This is a genomic window from Janthinobacterium tructae (assembly GCF_006517255.1).
Classification (GTDB): domain Bacteria; phylum Pseudomonadota; class Gammaproteobacteria; order Burkholderiales; family Burkholderiaceae_D; genus Janthinobacterium; species Janthinobacterium tructae.
Window position 1 is genome coordinate 5,633,984 of the sequence record NZ_CP041185.1, and the last position, 16,741, is coordinate 5,650,724.

The 16,741-nt window shown below is 63.3% G+C and carries 16 protein-coding genes; 10 read left to right on the plus strand and 6 right to left on the minus strand.

Translation table 11 applies throughout. The features are described 5' to 3' along the window. Positions 1-28: 28 nt before the first annotated feature. On the minus strand, positions 29-343 hold the full coding sequence (locus tag FJQ89_RS24820; RefSeq protein ID WP_141172110.1) for a DUF4148 domain-containing protein: 315 nt from the start codon (positions 341-343) through the stop codon (positions 29-31). A 285-nt stretch (positions 344-628) separates the two neighbouring features. Here FJQ89_RS24820 and FJQ89_RS24825 point away from each other — a divergent pair, with 285 nt between their 5' ends. The 3 genes from FJQ89_RS24825 (at position 629) to FJQ89_RS24835 (ending at position 1,924) form a co-directional block, all read left to right on the plus strand. Beyond that, positions 629-964 carry a hypothetical protein gene (locus tag FJQ89_RS24825; protein ID WP_141172111.1) on the plus strand — a complete coding sequence of 112 codons (336 nt, stop codon included), beginning with the start codon at positions 629-631 and terminating at the stop codon, positions 962-964. Positions 965-1,030: 66 nt separating this feature from the next. Further along, positions 1,031-1,348: a hypothetical protein gene (locus tag FJQ89_RS24830; protein ID WP_141172112.1), complete on the plus strand. Its 318-nt coding sequence runs from the start codon at positions 1,031-1,033 to the stop codon at positions 1,346-1,348. Positions 1,349-1,435: 87 nt separating this feature from the next. Next, entirely contained in the window at positions 1,436-1,924 is a 489-nt protein-coding gene (locus FJQ89_RS24835) for a DUF2244 domain-containing protein (RefSeq protein ID WP_141172113.1), read from the plus strand. Positions 1,925-1,929: 5 nt separating this feature from the next. Here FJQ89_RS24835 and mgrA read toward each other — a convergent pair whose 3' ends face one another. After that, a complete protein-coding gene (gene mgrA / locus FJQ89_RS24840; protein WP_141172114.1) occupies positions 1,930-2,970 on the minus strand; it encodes an L-glyceraldehyde 3-phosphate reductase in 1,041 nt (346 codons plus the stop codon). Between the two features lie 120 nt (positions 2,971-3,090). Between mgrA and FJQ89_RS24845 the strand changes: the two genes are divergently transcribed. Continuing rightward, positions 3,091-4,677, plus strand: coding sequence for a CYTH and CHAD domain-containing protein (locus FJQ89_RS24845; protein ID WP_141172115.1), 1,587 nt, complete (start codon positions 3,091-3,093; stop codon positions 4,675-4,677). A gap of 46 nt (positions 4,678-4,723) precedes the next feature. Here the strand turns inward: FJQ89_RS24845 and kdoO are convergent, their stop codons facing one another. The 4 genes from kdoO to FJQ89_RS24865 all read right to left on the minus strand — a co-directional run bounded on the left by kdoO (position 4,724) and on the right by FJQ89_RS24865 (position 8,212). After that, positions 4,724-5,599 carry a Kdo hydroxylase KdoO gene (gene kdoO / locus FJQ89_RS24850; RefSeq protein ID WP_141172116.1) on the minus strand — a complete coding sequence of 292 codons (876 nt, stop codon included), beginning with the start codon at positions 5,597-5,599 and terminating at the stop codon, positions 4,724-4,726. 79 nt (positions 5,600-5,678) lie between these two features. Then, positions 5,679-6,038 carry a lysozyme inhibitor LprI family protein gene (locus tag FJQ89_RS24855; protein WP_243136246.1) on the minus strand — a complete coding sequence of 120 codons (360 nt, stop codon included), beginning with the start codon at positions 6,036-6,038 and terminating at the stop codon, positions 5,679-5,681. Positions 6,039-6,285: 247 nt separating this feature from the next. Continuing rightward, positions 6,286-6,864 (minus strand): superoxide dismutase [Fe], encoded by a 579-nt coding sequence (sodB, locus tag FJQ89_RS24860; RefSeq protein WP_141172118.1) that lies wholly within the window; start codon positions 6,862-6,864, stop codon positions 6,286-6,288. A 328-nt stretch (positions 6,865-7,192) separates the two neighbouring features. Further along, complete coding sequence (locus tag FJQ89_RS24865; RefSeq protein WP_071078929.1) at positions 7,193-8,212, minus strand: LacI family DNA-binding transcriptional regulator; 1,020 nt, start codon at positions 8,210-8,212, stop codon at positions 7,193-7,195. 434 nt (positions 8,213-8,646) lie between these two features. Between FJQ89_RS24865 and FJQ89_RS24870 the strand changes: the two genes are divergently transcribed. The 6 genes from FJQ89_RS24870 (at position 8,647) to FJQ89_RS24895 (ending at position 16,741) form a co-directional block, all read left to right on the plus strand. After that, on the plus strand, positions 8,647-9,924 hold the full coding sequence (locus tag FJQ89_RS24870) for an extracellular solute-binding protein (RefSeq protein ID WP_141172119.1): 1,278 nt from the start codon (positions 8,647-8,649) through the stop codon (positions 9,922-9,924). 7 nt (positions 9,925-9,931) lie between these two features. Continuing rightward, the gene (locus FJQ89_RS24875) at positions 9,932-10,921 is read left to right on the plus strand and encodes a carbohydrate ABC transporter permease (protein WP_243136248.1); all 990 of its coding nucleotides are present in this window, start codon (positions 9,932-9,934) and stop codon (positions 10,919-10,921) included. Further along, positions 10,918-11,736 (plus strand): carbohydrate ABC transporter permease, encoded by an 819-nt coding sequence (locus FJQ89_RS24880; protein WP_070282696.1) that lies wholly within the window; start codon positions 10,918-10,920, stop codon positions 11,734-11,736. The genes FJQ89_RS24875 and FJQ89_RS24880 overlap by 4 nt, the downstream gene beginning before the upstream one ends. Positions 11,737-11,761: 25 nt before the next feature. Beyond that, a complete protein-coding gene (locus FJQ89_RS24885) occupies positions 11,762-13,129 on the plus strand; it encodes a GH1 family beta-glucosidase (RefSeq protein ID WP_141172120.1) in 1,368 nt (455 codons plus the stop codon). Between the two features lies 1 nt (position 13,130). Further along, a complete protein-coding gene (locus tag FJQ89_RS24890; protein ID WP_141172121.1) occupies positions 13,131-14,183 on the plus strand; it encodes an ABC transporter ATP-binding protein in 1,053 nt (350 codons plus the stop codon). Between the two features lie 107 nt (positions 14,184-14,290). Further along, positions 14,291-16,741, plus strand: coding sequence for a TonB-dependent receptor (locus FJQ89_RS24895; protein WP_141172122.1), 2,451 nt, complete (start codon positions 14,291-14,293; stop codon positions 16,739-16,741).

The following is a 16,741-nucleotide window of genomic DNA, read 5'->3' on the forward strand; positions in this document are numbered from 1 at the left end:
TACTGACTGAAACCGGCTGACTGGTTTCTTATTTCACGACGTGCTTGGTCGTTTGCGCGACATCAAAGTCCGCTTCCGTTTGCGGGATCAGGCCAGCCTTGCGGGCGGCGTAGAACTCGGCCATGACTTGTTCGCGTGTCACTTTGCTGGCGGCGGTGGCCGGCATTTTCGGGTAGTCGACTTCGCTGGTGGCGATTTCGCCGGCATTGCGGGCACGGATGTATTCGGCCGTGACGTCGGCGCGCGTGAGTTGCGCGCTGGTGGCAGGCGCGGCGCTTTGGGCGAAAGCCGAGGTAGCGGTGGTGATGGCAAACAATGCTGCGATGAGTGATTTGGCTTGCATGATAAAACTCCAATATGTGCATGATGGCTGGGTGAATGGGCCGGCTCGCCACGTACCGGTCGGTTCGGCGGCAAGGCGCTGGTGGGCGCCGTGCCGCCGATGAAGCAGTTTCTGGATGAGAAGATGCTTACTTGAATTAACTATAGCAATGAATAGTACATTTGTGAAGTAATTTCTGAAAATAGTTGTGCGACGCCGCAATTCCCCTGAGGAGGTGCCGTGCAGGCGTGCGCCGCTGGCCGGTCCAGGGGAGTAAGCTGGTTTTTTAATCAACGGGAGTCAGCCATGAGCAGCAGCACACTCGATCCGGACAATTTGCCCGTCACTCCCGACCGCGTGCTGGGCAGCGGTCACGGCAAGGGAGCGCTGGGACCGAGCGACAGTTCCGACAGCGGCAGCGACATGCAGGGCGTGCCTGGCCAGGATGCGGAAGAGCTCGACAACGACAGCGATGCGGCCGGCACGGGCGAGCGGGCCGGCGTGGAGCCGCACAACGGGGTAGCCGATGGCGGCGACATCGACGTCGATCATGTGGAAAGCCTGGCGCCAGTGCCGCCGGCAGAGAAGGCTGAGGACGAATTGCCTCCACGAAGTACTGTCTCTCCTGCGCCATCAGCGTAAAATGCAGGCAAGGCGGCGTGCGCGCCGCCACGGCCAGCCGGCCGGCACAGGATAGGATGTCAGAGGATGCAAACGCAGATGTCGCAAGAGAAAGAAAAAGACTTGATGTTGATGTACCGCGAGACGCGGCCACGCGAGTTTTTTGGCGTAAAAAGTAACACCAATCACCTGGCCTGGAGTGCGCTCGTGGTGTTGCTGGCGCTGGCGTTCTGGCTCGTCGTGGCCCTGGCGGCGGCGGAGAACCAGCGTTATGCCCTGGCAACGAAGGCGTGCCAGGATCGCGTCTTCCCTGCCGAAATCGACACGTCTTGCCTGAAGCAGGTCAAGTCGCGCGATCACTGGTGGCAGCATGTGGGCCATGCGCTGGTGCGCATGGGCGCCTGAGCCGGGCGCAAGCTGGCTGAACGACCTGGCGGAACCTGGCGGCGGCGAAGGCCGCTGCGGTGATGGAGCGATAGTGCGGGAGGCATCATGCCACGCGACGACTCGCGCGAGCAGCCGCAATGGCTGCTGGCGCGCCACAGTGCCTTGACGGCGCGCCAGTTGCTGCGCGCCTATGGCTTGCTATGCCTGTTTTCCCTGACGATTGCCGCCGCCTTTGCGCTGCGCGGCATCTGGACCATTCCCGTCTTTTCGTTCGCCGAACTGGGCCTGGTGGCCATCGCCCTGCTGCATTACCTGCGCCATGCGCGCGACTATGAGCACATCGCCCTGCGCGACGGCGAGCTGATCGTCGAACAGGTCAGCGCCGGCCATTGCCGGCGCCACCACTTTTCGCCGTGGCGCACGCGCATCGCTGTGTCGCATGGGCCGCGCCAGTTGATACATATCAATGATACCGGTGCGTGTGGCGCGCAGGTGGATGTGGGCGTGTACGCGACGCCCGAGCGGCGCCGGCAGGTGGCGCAGGAATTGCTGGCCCTGCTGCCATCACCCCTGTCGCCGCCAGCGCCGCCGTGAACGCCTTACACGGCCCGCGACGGACCTTCCCACAGATTGATATGGCCTTCGCGCGCCTGCACGTCGATGGCGGCCAATTCATCGGGCGTGAACGACAGCTGCTGCAGCGCGGTCACGTTTTCGCGGATTTGTGCGCTGCTGCTGGCACCGATCAGGGTCGACGTGACGCGGGGATCGCGCAGCACCCAGGCCAGCGCCATCTGCGCCAGGGTTTGCCCCCGCTGTGCGGCGATCTGGTTCAGCGCACGCACGCGAGCCAGGTTTTCCGCGCTCAGGTGCTGTTGCGTCAGCGAACCGCCGCCGGGGCGGTTGACGCGCGCATCCTGCGGCACGCCGTCCAGGTACTTGTCGCTGAGCAGCCCCTGTGCCAGCGCCGTGAACGTGATGCAGCCCATGCCTTGTTCTTGCAGGGTGTCGAGCAAGCCGTCTTCCTCGATCCAGCGGTTGAGCATGTTGTAGGCCGGCTGGTGGATCAGACACGGCACTTTCCACTCTTTCAGCAGGGCAGCCGCCTCGGCCGTCTTTTGCGGCGAATACGAGGACAGGCCCACGTACAGTGCCTTGCCCTGCTGCACGGCTGTCGCCAGTGCGCCCATGGTTTCTTCCAGCGGCGTGTCGGCATCGTAGCGGTGCGAATAAAAGATATCGACGTAATCGAGGCCCAGACGCTGCAAGCTCTGGTCCAGGCTGGCCAGTACGTATTTGCGCGAACCGCCGCCCTGGCCGTACGGGCCGGGCCACATGTCCCAGCCGGCCTTGGTGGAAATGATCAGTTCATCGCGGTACGGTAAAAAATCGTCGCGCAGCAGCTTGCCGAAATTGCTCTCCGCGCTGCCATACGGCGGGCCATAGTTATTCGCCAGGTCGAAATGCGTGATGCCCAGGTCGAAGGCCGTGCGCAGCATGTCGCGCTGCGAAGCCAGATGGTTGCTGTCGCCAAAGTTGTGCCACAGTCCCAGGGACAGCAGCGGCAGTTTCAACCCGCTGCGCCCGCAGGTGCGGTATGGCATGCTGTCGTAGCGGTTCTCGGCGGCGTGGTAGGTCATGGCATCTCCTTGTCAATGAATCGCCTATTCTGGCGCAAAATCAAGGTGTGCGTACATGCGCCTTGCGCGCGACGGGACGCGCTTTACAATAGGCGTTGAGGAATCTCGCAAGGAGCGGTCATGGAAATCGAATTGAAATTGTCGCTGGCGCAGGAAGATGCCTCGCGCCTGCGCGCGCATCCGTTGCTGGCGCAGTCCGCGCAAGGGCCATTGGTGCTGCAGATGCACGATATCTATGTCGATACGCCCGATTTGCAGCTGTGCCGCCACCAGGCGGGCTTGCGCGTGCGCCAGGTGGACGGGCGCTGGGTGCAAACCCTGAAGGCGGGCGGCACGGTCAGCGGCGGCTTGCACAGCCGCCACGAATGGGAAGGCGAGGTGCCCGGGCCGCAGCCGGACCTCGCCGCGCTCGACGCTGCCATCGGCCGCAAGCAGCCCATCCGTGCGCTGCTGCGCCAGGATGCCATCCGCGACGCCTTGCGGCCCGTGTTTACCACGCGCATCGAGCGCACCGTCTGGCAGTTGCGCACGCCGCAGGGCGACCAGATCGAATGCGTGCTGGATCAGGGTGTCATTGAAAGCGGTGCGGACGGTGCCGATGGTGCCATACGCAGCGTGGCCGTCAGCGAGATCGAGCTGGAGTTGAAGCAAGGGCAGGCCGCCAGCCTGTTCGACGTGGCGCTGGCGCTGCTGCAGGAGGTGCCGCTGCAGCTGGGCCACATGAGCAAGGCGGAACGCGGTTACCGCCTCGCCGCGCCGCAGCCTTTGCGCGCCGTCAAGGCGCAGCCCCTGGCGCTGGACGCGGCGATGTCGGTGGAGCAAGCGTTCCTGGCCATCGCCGGCAATTGCCTGGAACAGGTCAGCGGCAACCAGGATGGCGTGGCGGCGGGCGCAGATGTGGAAAGCGTGCACCAGATGCGCGTGGGACTACGGCGTTTGCGCTCGGCGCTGGGCATGTTCAAGTCCCTGCTGGTGCTGCCGGACGCCTTGAAGAACGAACTCGACTGGCTGGGCGGTGCGCTGGGCGAGGCACGCGACTGGGATGTGCTCGCTGGTAGTACCCTGGCGCAACTCGATGGCGAGGCGCAAGCGGATGCGGCAGCGCTGGCAACGGCGGCGCACGCGCAGGCACGCCTCAAGCATGTAGAGGCCGCCCAGGCCGTCACCTCGGCGCGCTGCACGGCTTGCATGCTGGGCTTGCAGCGCTGGCTGCAGGCGCGCGCCTGGCGCGACAGCTGTTCCGTGCGCCAGATGCGACGCCTGGAGGCGCCCGTTTTCCCGTTTGCCCATGCTACCGTGCGCAAGGACCAGCGCCGCTTGATGAAACGCGGCAAGCGCCTGCTGCATGCCTCGCCGCAGCAGCGCCATCAGGTGCGCATCGCGGCCAAGAAGACGCGTTACGCGACGGAATTTTTTGCCTCGCTGTTTGCCGCGCGCACCGTGCAACCGTATGTGGGGCGCTTGTCGGCCCTGCAGGATGAATTGGGCTGGCTCAATGACGTGCAGGTGGCCGACCGGCTGCTGCAGCAATTGCCCGAAGTTCAGGCTGGCCAGGCCGACCAGGCGGATCAGTTCGCCCAGGACGGGCTGCGGCTGCACGCGGCCTTCATCCGCGGCTATCTGGCGGCGCGCGCGCAGGCGCAGGGCAAGGATGGCCGCATGCACAAGGCCTGGCGACGCTTCAAGGCAGCCCGTTTGCCGGCCTGAGTCTGCCGGAGCGTCAGGCCTGGCCAGGCCTGGCAGCTCGGCCCGGCTATGCCAACGGGCGTTGCAGCTGGCGCTCGAGGATGGCCAGCGGCGATTTATGCGGGGCAGCCATGGCGCGCACGGGCAGCAGCCAGGTTTGCTCCAGCGCATGTTGTCCCCGCAGGGCCGCGTGCGATACCGCGTCGCTGAAGACGATCCACGTCTGGCCCGGCGCGAACGCATGCGTTTGCTGCTCCACCTGCGCCTGGTAATCCAGATCGGCCTTCATGGCGTCGTGCAGCTGCAGCATGTAGTGATCGTAGGGCGTGCGCCGCGACTTGGTGACGTGCAGCCATTGCAGCAGGGCCGCCAGCACGGGTTGCGGACGCTTCGCGACGGGTAAGAAATGCTGCGCCACCTGCTCGAAGGGCGGGCCCAGTTTCCACACGCGGGGCGCGCCGCGCGGATGGATGTTGGTGAAGACGCGCAGGATGCGCCGGCCTTGCGTGGGTGACGAGGGAAAGCTGTCGACATGCAGGCGCGTATCGTCCTTGCGCCAGGATGTCGCCCGGCCGGCGATTTCCACGGGCCGAAAGCTGCCCTTGCCTTGCTGCAGATGGGGAACATAGCCAGGCAGCAAGCCGGCCAGCAAGCGCTGTGTGTGCCCCGCATAGCGCTGCATCAGCGCGGCCAGCAGGGAGGCATCGCAGGCATCGTCGTGGCCGCGCACGCCGCGCGCCGCTTCCCAGCTGATGTTCTTGGCGCTGCTGGCGCTACCCGCCACGCCTTCGAGCAGGGCCTGCTCTTCCTGTTGCAGGGGAAAGCCCAGAGCGGGCAACAGCAGCACTTGCCCCTCTTCAAGTGCCTGCAGCGCCGCCGCCTGCTGCGCTGCGCTGCCGCTGGCGTCCCAGTGGCGCAGGGGAATGTCGATGAGTTTGCTCATGGCGCAAACGGGAAAGAAATCGGAGCGCTCAGTATGGGCGCCTGTCGCCCGCTGCCATTTGCGCTAGCGCAGCTTCAGCTCACAGTTTGCTGTTCTGGCAGCCGGCACTCACGCATTCGCGCGCGCGGTCTTGCAGGAATTGCGCGCGTTCGATGGTGGTCTGGGTGGCGCAATCGAGGTTGACATAGAAGTCCGATGCTTCGCGTTTGGAACAGTTCTTGTTGCGCTTGCTGATCCACGCCAACTGACCCGATTTCAGCTTTTGCTTGCCGCTGGCATCGAGCTGGGAGCCAAGCTTCTTGTAGTTGGCGTTGAGTTCCTTGTCCGCCTCCTGGTACACCTTGTTCAGACAATACAGGCCGTCGAAGTCGTTGCGCGGCGTGTCGCAGGCCGAGTTGGCGAAGGCGGAACCGGAGGCAAGAACGAGCAGGGCAAGCATGAATTTTTTCATTGTTTTCTTTCAGCAAGGGATGGCGGCGAAGCTGGCCGATGAGCACGGGCGTGCACTTGCGTATTTTATAATATCCTGCATGCGGATCTTGTTCGTTTGACCAGTGCTTGCCGCCCGCATGTACTTTTTGCCTGGACATAAAAAAAGCCTGCGCTCGCAAGCGCAGGCTTCTTTCCAGGGCACGTCACAGCGGCGCAGGCCGCGGGTCCGTGCGTTTTACGTTGTAAGGAACCGCTTATGCGAAGTTCTTGGCAACGAATTCCCAGTTGACCAGGCCCCAGAACGTTTCCACGTACTTGGCGCGCAGGTTGCGGTAGTCGATGTAGTAAGCGTGTTCCCAGACGTCGCAGGTCAGCAGTGGCTTGTCGCCGGTGGTCAAAGGGCAGCCGGCGTTCGAGGTGTTGACGATGTCGACGGAACCGTCGGCTTTTTGCACCAGCCAGGTCCAGCCCGAACCGAAGTTGCCCACGCACGACTTGGTGAACTCTTCCTTGAACTTGTCGAACGACGACCATTTGGCGTTGATCGCGTCAGCCACGGCACCGCTCGGCGCGCCACCGCCGGCCGGCTTCATGCCGTTCCAGTAGAAGGTGTGGTTCCATACTTGCGCTGCATTGTTGAAGATGCCGCCCGACGATTTCTTGATGATGTCTTCCAGCGACAGGTTCTCGAACTCGGTACCCTTGATCAGGTTGTTCAAGTTGGTGACATACGCCTGGTGATGCTTGGCATAGTGGTATTCCAGGGTTTCTTTCGAAATATGCGGCGCCAGAGCGTCCATTTCATACGGCAGTGGTGGCAGAGTATGTTCCATGTGATGTCCCTTTATGGTGAGTGTTCGGAGTCTTCCGGCCCGGGCCGGAGGGTTGAGCCTTGTGTGCTTGAACCAAGCATTCTTGCTGAACGAGCCACTATTGTAAAGCGGATGCGCCATTGCTGCAGATTCCCACACGCGTCGCGGATGCCGTTGGCGTAGTGATTCTCGTTCAGGAAAATAGTGGTATATGCTGAAGCGTCAGCACCTTGAGAAACCGTAGCGAGCAAGCCCGATATCGGGTTGAGTAGCGCAGCTGTACAAAAAGTGCAGCGAGCAACGCCGACCCGAGAGTGGGCTGCGCAGTAGGTTTATCATGGTGCAATCCTTAGCGGATGCGGCGCGTAGTCTCGCGCACGATCAATTCCAGGGGCGGAATGGCCGCCTGCACGGCTTCGCCATTGATCAGTCCGAGCAGCGCTTCGGTGGCGATACGGCCGATGTCGTACAGCGGCTGGTGGATGGTCGTCAGCGGTGGCGTCGTGTAGGACGAGCCGGGCAAGTCATCGAAACCGACGAGCGAGATATCGTCGGGCACGCGGATGCCCTTGCGGTACAGGCACAGGCGCACGCCGTAGGCGGACAGGTCGTTGGCAGCGAAGACGGCGCTGAATTGCTGCTGCGTATCGAACAAATGGTTCATGGCCAGCATCCCGCTTGCCTCGTGGAAATCGCCTTCCACCATCAGCTTCGGATCGATGGCGATGTCCGCTTCGCGCAGCGCGCGCTGGTAGCCCGTCAGGCGCTCGGCCGCATCCGTGTTGTTGGCGGGGCCGGAGACAAAGGCGATGCGGCGGTGTCCCAGTTCCACCAGGTGGCGCACGGCCAGGTAGGCGCCGTATTCGTTGTCGAGCTTGAAGCCGATGGCGCTTTTCGTCGCCAGCAGGCGGCCCGTCGAGACGATGGGCCGCTGCTGCGAGAAATCGAGCACGCTCTGGTCCGAGATGCGCCCGGACAGCAGGATGATGCCGTCGACCTTCCGCGCCAGCAGCAAACGGATGCGGTCGGCCTCTTCCTGCGCATTCCAGTGCCCGCTGACGATCACGGATGCGTAGCCCGTGTCTTTCAAGCCATCGTCCACGCCGCGCAGGCTTTCATCGAAGAAGGGGCTGGAAATATCCTGCACCACGATGCCGATGGTCATCGAGCGGCCCTTTTTCAGACCCTGCGCCATCTGGTTCGGCGCAAATTTCATGTGCGCAATCGCCGCCAGCACGGCGTCGCGCTTGTCGTCGGAGACCCTGGCCGTGCCGTTCAGAATGCGCGAGACGGTGCTGGGCGAGACGCCGGCCTGGCGGGCCACGTCGAGCAGGGTGGAAGGGGGAGCAGCGTGGGCGCTATCGTTCAAGGTGATTCCTGGGTATCAAGATGGCTGGTTGTCAGTGCTCTGAAAACCTTTTCAGCGAAAGATTACCATAAATGGCCGATAACGACCGCAGGCCGGCGCAGGTCGGCTTAGCCCGCAGGGCGTAAGCCGACACAGCGCAGCCAACAATGCGCAGGAACCATGCTTTTGTCGCCAACAATGCGTCGGATTACGCGCTCACGCGCTAATCCGACCTACCTATGAAAACGTTTTCACAAAAAACAACGGCAGCTCAAATGACGAATTTTTGCGCTTTTTCATAGGAGAACACGCACCACGGCGCGCAGCTTGCCACGCTGCTCTCAATAAAAATGACAACTTTTTCGGTTGACTTGATTTTCGTTGCGGTGTTAAATGGATGCATGTTGTGAAAACGTTTTCAAGATAGAAGACGCTCAATAAACGGAGATGAAATAATGAAGTCAAGCATTCTTGGCGCCGCCCCGCTGGCCGCGCTGACCCTGGCCGCCAGCGTGGCCGCCGCCCCCGCCGCGCCGCCGGTGCCGGCGCTGGCCCCGGCGACCATCACTGTCGCCTCCTTCCCCGACCTGGACCGCGCCGTCAAGACGGCCTTGCCCCTGTGGGAAAAGCTGTACCCGCAAGTGAAGGTCAAGCTGGTCAGCCTGCAGATCGACGATCACCATAACTCGATGACGACGGCGCTGGCGGCCGGCGCGCGCCTGCCCGACGTGATGGCCATCGACTTCCGCTATGTCGGCAGCTTCGCCGAATCGAAGGGCATGGAAGACTTGTTGCAGCCGCCGTACGGGGCAGGGCAGTACCGCGCCCAGTTCGTGCCGTTCACCTTCGTCCAGGCGACCAGCTCGCGCGGCACCTTGGGCGCCATGCCGGCCGACCTGGGGCCGGGCACCCTGTTCTACCGCAAGGACTTGATGGACAAGGCGGGCATCAAGGAGGCCGACTTGACGGCCTCGTGGGAGTCCTACATTGCCGCCGGCAAGAAGCTCAAGGCCGCCACCGGCACCTATCTGCTGGCCGGCGCCAGCGACCTGGCCGACATTTATATACGCGCCAATCTGAAGGATGGCGAAGGCATTTACTTTGGCGACAAGGGGCAGGTGCTGGTCGACTCGCCCCGTTTCGTCAAGGCCTTCGAACTGGCCAAGGCGGCGCGCGTGGCCGGCATCGACGCGCGCACCGTGGCCTGGACGGGCGAGTGGGCCGAAGGCTTTAAACGCGACAAGGTGGCCAGCCAGATGATGGGATCGTGGCTCAGCGGCCACCTGGCCAAGTGGCTGGCGCCGGCTTCCGCCGGCCAGTGGCGCGCGGCGAACTTGCCGGCCGGCGCGCTGGCGTCGTATGGCGGCTCTTTTTACGGCATCCCGAAAAAGGCCAGCAACAAGGTTCAAGCCTGGGAATTCATCAAGTTCATGACCGTGAACAAGGATATCCAGCTGCATTCCCTGAAAGAGATCGGCGCCTTCCCGGCCCTCAAGGCGGCGTATGCGGACCCGATGATGGACGAGCCGCAAGCGTATTTCGGCGGCCAGAAGACGCGCCTGCTGGCGCGCGACACGGCGGCGAAGATTCCCGTCATCCGCGTCGACAAGTTCGACGCCGTGGCGCGCGACATCGTCAACATGGAACTGGAAAGCGTGCTGGCGCAAAACAAGGATATCAAGACGGCGCTGGCCGACGCCAAGGCCCTGATCACCCACCGCGCGCGGCGCTAGGAGCAGCATGACTACCTCCATGCCTTGTACCGAGGGCGCGCCCGCCGCTGCTGCAGCGCGGCCTGCCAGAAAGCGCTACAACATGAAGCAGTGGGCGCCGTACATTTTCATCAGCCCCTTCTTCATTTTGTTCGCCGTCTTCAGCCTGTTCCCGCTGCTGTTTTCCATCTATTTGTCGTTCAACCAGTGGGAAGCGGCCAGCGGCGTGGAAGCCATGCAGTGGGTGGGCCTGGACAACTACAAATATGCTTTGAGCGACCCGTGGTTCTTGCGCTCGCTGGGCAATACCATCTGGCTGGCGCTGGCCTCGGGCGTGCCGCAGCACCTGGTGGCCATTCCGCTGGCAGCCTTCATCCACAACAGCTTCAAGCGCTCGCGCAACCTGGTGATCGGCATTTACTTTTTACCGTTCATCACCTCCAGCGTGGCCATCGCCATGGTCTTCAACACCCTGTTCTCGCGCGACTATGGCCAGATCAATGTGCTGCTCCAATGGTGCGCCAGCCTGCCGCTGGTCGGCGGCTTGTTCCCCGCCGAATCGATCGACTGGCTGGGCAGCTCGCTGTTCATCAAGCCGGCCGTCGCCTTCGTGATTTTCTGGCGCTACCTGGGCTGGAACCTGGTGCTGTATCTGTCCGCGCTGCAGGTCATTCCCAAAGACCTGTATGAAGCGGCCACCATCGACGGCGCCTCGAAACGCCAGCAATTCTGGTACATCACCCTGCCGCAGCTGCGCCCCATGATCTACCTGGCCGTGACCTTGACCATCATGGGCAATCTGCAGCTGTTCGAGGAGCCGTTCGTGCTGGTGGCCGAATCGAGCGGCGTGAGCCAGTCGGTGATGACGACGGCCATCTTCGTCTACAAGACGGCGTTTTCCTCGGGCGACTTCGGCACGGCGTCGGCCATCTCCTGGCTGCTGTTCCTCATCATCGCCAGCACCACCTGGGTGAATAACCGCATCTTCAGCCGCAACGAGCGCAGGGAGGCCAAATGAAAACTACCCGCTGGACGGCCTACGCCATGGTGGCCATCGGCGCCCTGATCATGGTCGCGCCGTTTTACTTCATGTTCGTCTTCGCCACGCACACGAGCGCCGAAATCTACAGCCTGCCGCCGCCGCGCTGGTTCGGCACGGCCCTGCTCAACAACATCGAGCTGCTGCAGGAGCGCCTGCCGTTCTGGCGCAATATCGGCATCAGCCTGTACGTGGCCCTGATGACCACCGCGCTGACCCTGTTCTTTTGCTCGCTGGGCGGCTATGCGTTCGCCATGTACGAGTTCCGCTTCAAGCGGCCCTTGTTCACCCTGGTGATGGCGTCGATGATCATCCCGTCGTTCATGAACATGATTCCGACCTTCATGCTGATGGATTTCCTCGGCTGGCTGGACCAGCCGCGCGCCCTGTACGTGCCGGGAGCGGCCGGCGCGCTGGGTATCTTCCTGATGCGCCAGTACATCGGCACGGCCATTCCGAAGGACTTGATCGAGGCGGCGCGCATCGACGGCTGCGGCGAATTTGCCATCTACTGGCGCGTCGTGCTGCCGCTGATCGGCCCCGCCATGGGGACCCTGGGCCTGATCACGTTCATCAATTCGTGGAACAATTTCATCACGCCGCTGGTGGTCATGCGCTCGGTCGAGAACTATACGATCCCGCTGGCCCTGCGCAGCATGCAGGCGCCGAACAACACGGAGTGGGGCGCACTGATGACGGGCGCCGCGATTGCCGTGCTGCCGCTGCTGCTGATGTTTTTTGTCGCCTCGAAGCGCCTGATCGAGGGCCTCACGCAAGGCGCCGTCAAAGGCTAGAACTTTCTTAACCACTCACACTGACATGACCACCATGCATAACGACGACACCGATACCAACTTTCCCGCCACCTTCACCTGGGGCGTGGCCACCAGCGCCTACCAGATCGAGGGCGCCGCCGCCATCGACGGCCGCGGCCCGTCCATCTGGGATACCTTCAGCCATGCCGACGGCAAGATCATCGACGGCAGCAATGGCGACGTGGCCTGCGACCACTATCACCGCTATGCCGAGGACGTGGAGCTGATCGCCAAGCTGGGCGTGAACGCCTACCGCTTTTCCATGTCCTGGTCGCGGGTGCAACCCACGGGTTCCGGCGCCTGGAACGAGGCCGGCTTCGACTTTTATGCGCGCCTGCTCGACGCGCTGGCCGCCAAGGGACTCGATGCCCATCTGACCCTGTACCACTGGGACTTGCCGCAAGCCTTGCAGGACGAGGGCGGCTGGCTCAATCGCGCCACCTGCTACCACTTCGCTGCCTATGCGGCCGAGGTGGCGCGGCGCTTCGGCCACCAGGTCGCCAGCATCGCCACGCACAACGAACCGTGGTGCACGGCCGTGCTGGGCCACGGCACGGGCCAGTTCGCCCCCGGCATGGCCGACCCGGCCGCCGCCGTGCAAGTGTCGCACCACTTGCTGCTGTCGCACGGGCTGGCCATGCAAGCCATGCGCGCCGTGAATGTGCCGGCGAAACTGGGCATCGTGCTCAATCAATGGACGGCCACGCCGGCCACCGACAGCGCCCAGGACCGCGAGCTGGCCGAACTCGAATATGCGCGCTCGGTGCAGTGGTATATGGATGCCATCTTCAAGGGCCGCTACCCGGCACTGGCCCTGAAACACGCCGATGCTTCCGCTTTATCCATCTTTGAAAACGATTTCACAGATATTAAACAGCCCATCGATTTCCTCGGCGTGAACTATTACACGCGCGCTTTCATGAGCGCCGAGACGCCGCCGCGCAAGCCCGAGTGCAAGCTCGGCGTCAACGACATGGGCTGGGAAACCTATCCGCAAGGCTTGACGGAGCTGCTGGTGGGCCTGCACCGCGAGTACCGGCTGCCGCCCGTCTACATCACGGAAAACGGCATGGCCGTGGCCGACAAGCTGCAGGGCGGAAAAGTGCACGACCAGCCGCGCATCGAATACGTGCAGCTGCACCTGGACGCCTTGCGCGCCGTAATCGCGCAGGGCATCGACGTGCGCGGTTATTTCTACTGGAGCCTGATGGATAACTTCGAGTGGAACTCGGGCTACGCCAAGCGCTTCGGCATGCTGTACGTCGATTACGCCACGCAGCAGCGCAGCTTCAAGGACAGCGCCCTGTGGTACCGCGATTTTATTACCGCCCAGCGCGCGTCCCATGCCGTAGCCCTGGTCGGGGAGCACTGACATGGCCGCCATTTCCCTGCGCGGCATCCGCAAGACCTACGGCGACGGTCCGGAAATCGTCAAGGGCCTGGACCTCGATATCCATGACGGCGAATTCATGGTCTTCGTCGGGCCGTCCGGCTGCGGCAAGTCGACCCTGCTGCGCATGATCGCGGGACTGGAAGACATCAGCGCGGGTCAGCTGCGCATCGGCGACCTGCTGGCCAACGACGTGGCGCCGGCCGAGCGGGGCATCGCCATGGTCTTCCAGAGCTACGCCTTGTATCCGCACATGACGGCGCGCGACAACATGGGCTTTGCCCTCAAATTGGCGGGTAAACCAGAAGCCGAGGTGCGCGTGGCCGTCGGCAAGGTGGCCGAGATTTTGCAAATCACGCACCTGCTCGACCGCAAACCCAAGGCTTTGTCCGGCGGCGAGCGCCAGCGCGTGGCCATCGGCCGCTCCATCGTGCGCCAGCCCAAGGTGTTTTTGTTTGACGAGCCGCTGTCCAACCTCGACGCCTCGCTGCGCGTGCAGACGCGCATCGAGCTGGCCAAGCTGCACCAGGAACTGGGCACCACCATGATTTACGTCACGCACGACCAGGTCGAGGCGATGACCCTCGGTGACCGCGTCGCCGTCTTCCACGGCGGCCACCTGGAGCAGGTGGGCGCACCTTTGGACCTGTACCGCCATCCGGCCAGCCAGTTCGTTGCCGGCTTCATCGGCGCGCTGCGCATGAACTTTTTGCCGTGCGCCGCCGTGCCGGCACTGGCCAGCCAGCTCGGTGGCAAGGCCGGCATGCTGGTCGGCATACGCCCCGAGCATTTGCGCCTGGTGCCGCGCAATGAGGGCTACGGCGCCACCGTCACGCTGATCGAGCAGCTGGGCGACGCGCAGATCATCCACGCGACGCTTGATGGGCGCATCGACGGCGGCCCGCATACGGTGGCCATCAAGCTGCATGGCGAGGCGCGCCACGCGCTGGCGCAGGGCAGCGCCATCGGCTTCGCGCCGGAAGAAGGCCATGCCTATCTATTCGACACGGCCGGGCGCGCCGTGGCCACCCATTGACCCGGCACGGAGGCGACATGACTTCAGATTGACACCCAAAAAATGTGCAGCAATAGCCAAAGAGCTATGTGATCATCATTCAACCAGCGGTACAGGAGACAACAATAATGCAACAGCTCAAACGCAATACCATCGCCCTCAGCCTGGCGCATGCGACCTTCGCCCAGTTCATCTTGCTGGGCAGCGGCGCCGCGCTGGCACAGGACACAGCAGCCACTGACGCGGCAAAACCGGCAGCCGAACAGATGGACCGCATCGTCGTCACGGCCACGCGCCGCAACACCTTCGTGCAGGAGACGCCGCTGGCCGTCACCGCCTTCAACCAGGACACCCTGCAAAACAATCAAGTGAAAGATCTGGCCTCGCTGGCGACCATGGTGCCGAGCCTGGTCGTCGAGCAGCATGGCGACTCGGGCGGCGTGCACGTCTACATGCGCGGCGTCGGTTCGGCCAACCACACGGAGCTGGGCGACCCGGCCGTCGCCTTCTATGTCGACGGCGTGTATTCGCCGCGCCCCCAGGGTGCCACGGCGCTGATGTATGACCTGTCGCACGTCGAGGTGGCGCGCGGACCGCAGGGCACCCTGAATGGCCGCAATTCGACGGCGGGCGCCGTCAACCTCGTGTCGGCCGCGCCAAGCACGGCCAAGTTCATGGGCTCGGCCGGCATCACCGTGGGCGACTACCGCCACCTGCAGACGCAGGGCATGCTCAATATCCCGTTTTCCGACGACGTGGCGCTGCGCATCGCCGCCATCAAGGATAGTCACGACGGCACGGTGGACTTCCGCCGCGGCTCGAACGTCATGCCGGGCACGGCCAAGTATGGCGCCGGTGACCAGATGGGCGTGCGCGCCTCGCTGCTGTGGAAGTTCACGCCGCAGCTGCGCGGCACGTTCATCGCCGACTACTTCCTCGACCAGGGTTCCGGCAACGTCTACCTGGCGGCCGAACCGAAGCCGGGCGAGAAGCTGCGCTCGGCCCTGATCGACACACCGGGCACCCTGGACCAGTCTATTTTGACCTACAAGGGCAAGCTCAATTACAAGCCGACCGATGCGCTGGACTTCACTTACCTGGGCAGCTGGAGCCGCTACAAGCGCCAGAACAGCAACGATGCCGATGCGGGCCTGTTCCCCGGCTTCAAATCGGAAAACCGCACCGACTGGGCGCAGTTCGACAGCTATTCGCACGAGCTGCAGGCGCGTTCGGACGACGATGCGCCGTTCCAGTGGGTGGCCGGCCTGTTCCTCTTCAATGAAAAGAACAAGGTGCGCTTCGATATCGACCGCAGCCAGATTTCGCAGGCGGCCGTGCAGCAGGATATCGCCAACGGCGCCGTGATTTTCGTGCAGCCGACCGTGGGCCAGTATGCCTCGTCCATGTCCTTCATCCAGGGCGACCGCCAGTTGAAGTCCAAGGCAGTATTCGGCCAGGTCAGCCAGCAGCTGACCGATACGCTCAAGCTGACGGCCGGCGCGCGCTACACGAAAGACCACAAATTCGATATTGGCGGCAAGAACTGGGCCTGCCCGAACTGGCCCGCGAACACGCCGCTGGGCACCACCGTCCTCACTGCCGACCAGCTGCGCCAGCTGGTCACGCCCGGCACGGGCCTGGCCAACACGCACAATATCGGGCCGGGTGGCGCCATCACGGCGGCCAGCTGCGGCAATACGCCAGGCGACAATACGGCCGACCTGAAATACGGCCAGGCCACCTGGCTGGGCCGCATCGAGTACAAGCTGCGCCCGGACATTTTGCTGTTCGGTTCCGTGACGACGGGCTTCCATTCGCCGGCCATCGGCGACGGCGGCGCCACCACCAAGCCGGAAAAGCTGACCAGCTATGAAATCGGCTTCAAGTCGGACTTGCTGAACCGCGAACTGACCCTGAACCTCGACGCGTTTTTGATGAAGTACAAGGACAAGCTCGAATCGCAGGTGGTCAACAGCGTGCTGGCCAACTTCAACGCGGCCGGCGCCACCGTCAAAGGCCTGGAAGCGGAGTGGGTGTGGCGGCCAACGAAGGTCGACCGCCTGACGGGCAACGCCACCTGGCTCAAAGCCGTGTACGATGATTTCATGTCGTGTGACGTCGACGCGGCACGCGCGAATGGCCAGTCCTGCGGCTCGACGGCGCCTTTGGTGAACGTGGGCGGCAGCACCATGAAGCATGCGCCGAAGTTTTCCACCACGGTGCAGTACGAGCATGATTTCGCCGTTGCCGGTGGCCAGCTCACGCCGCGCGCCTCGGTGCACTACGAAACCATGTCATACGTGGGAGCGGGGGCCTTCAACGGCGACGTGCCGGGCCATGCGGGTGTCAAGCGCCAGGAAGCCTACACCACGCTGGACCTGAGTTTGCGCTTCCAGCCGGCGAACAAGGCGTACACGGTGGAAGCGTTCGTGCAGAACGCCACGGACAAGGCGGTCAAGCTGGACGTTAATGAAATCTGCACGGACGTGGGCATGCCATGCCAGCCTACGCAGCAGATCTACGGCGCCTTCTACAACGCGCCGCGCACGGTTGGCGCGCGCGTGTCGATGAAGTTCTGA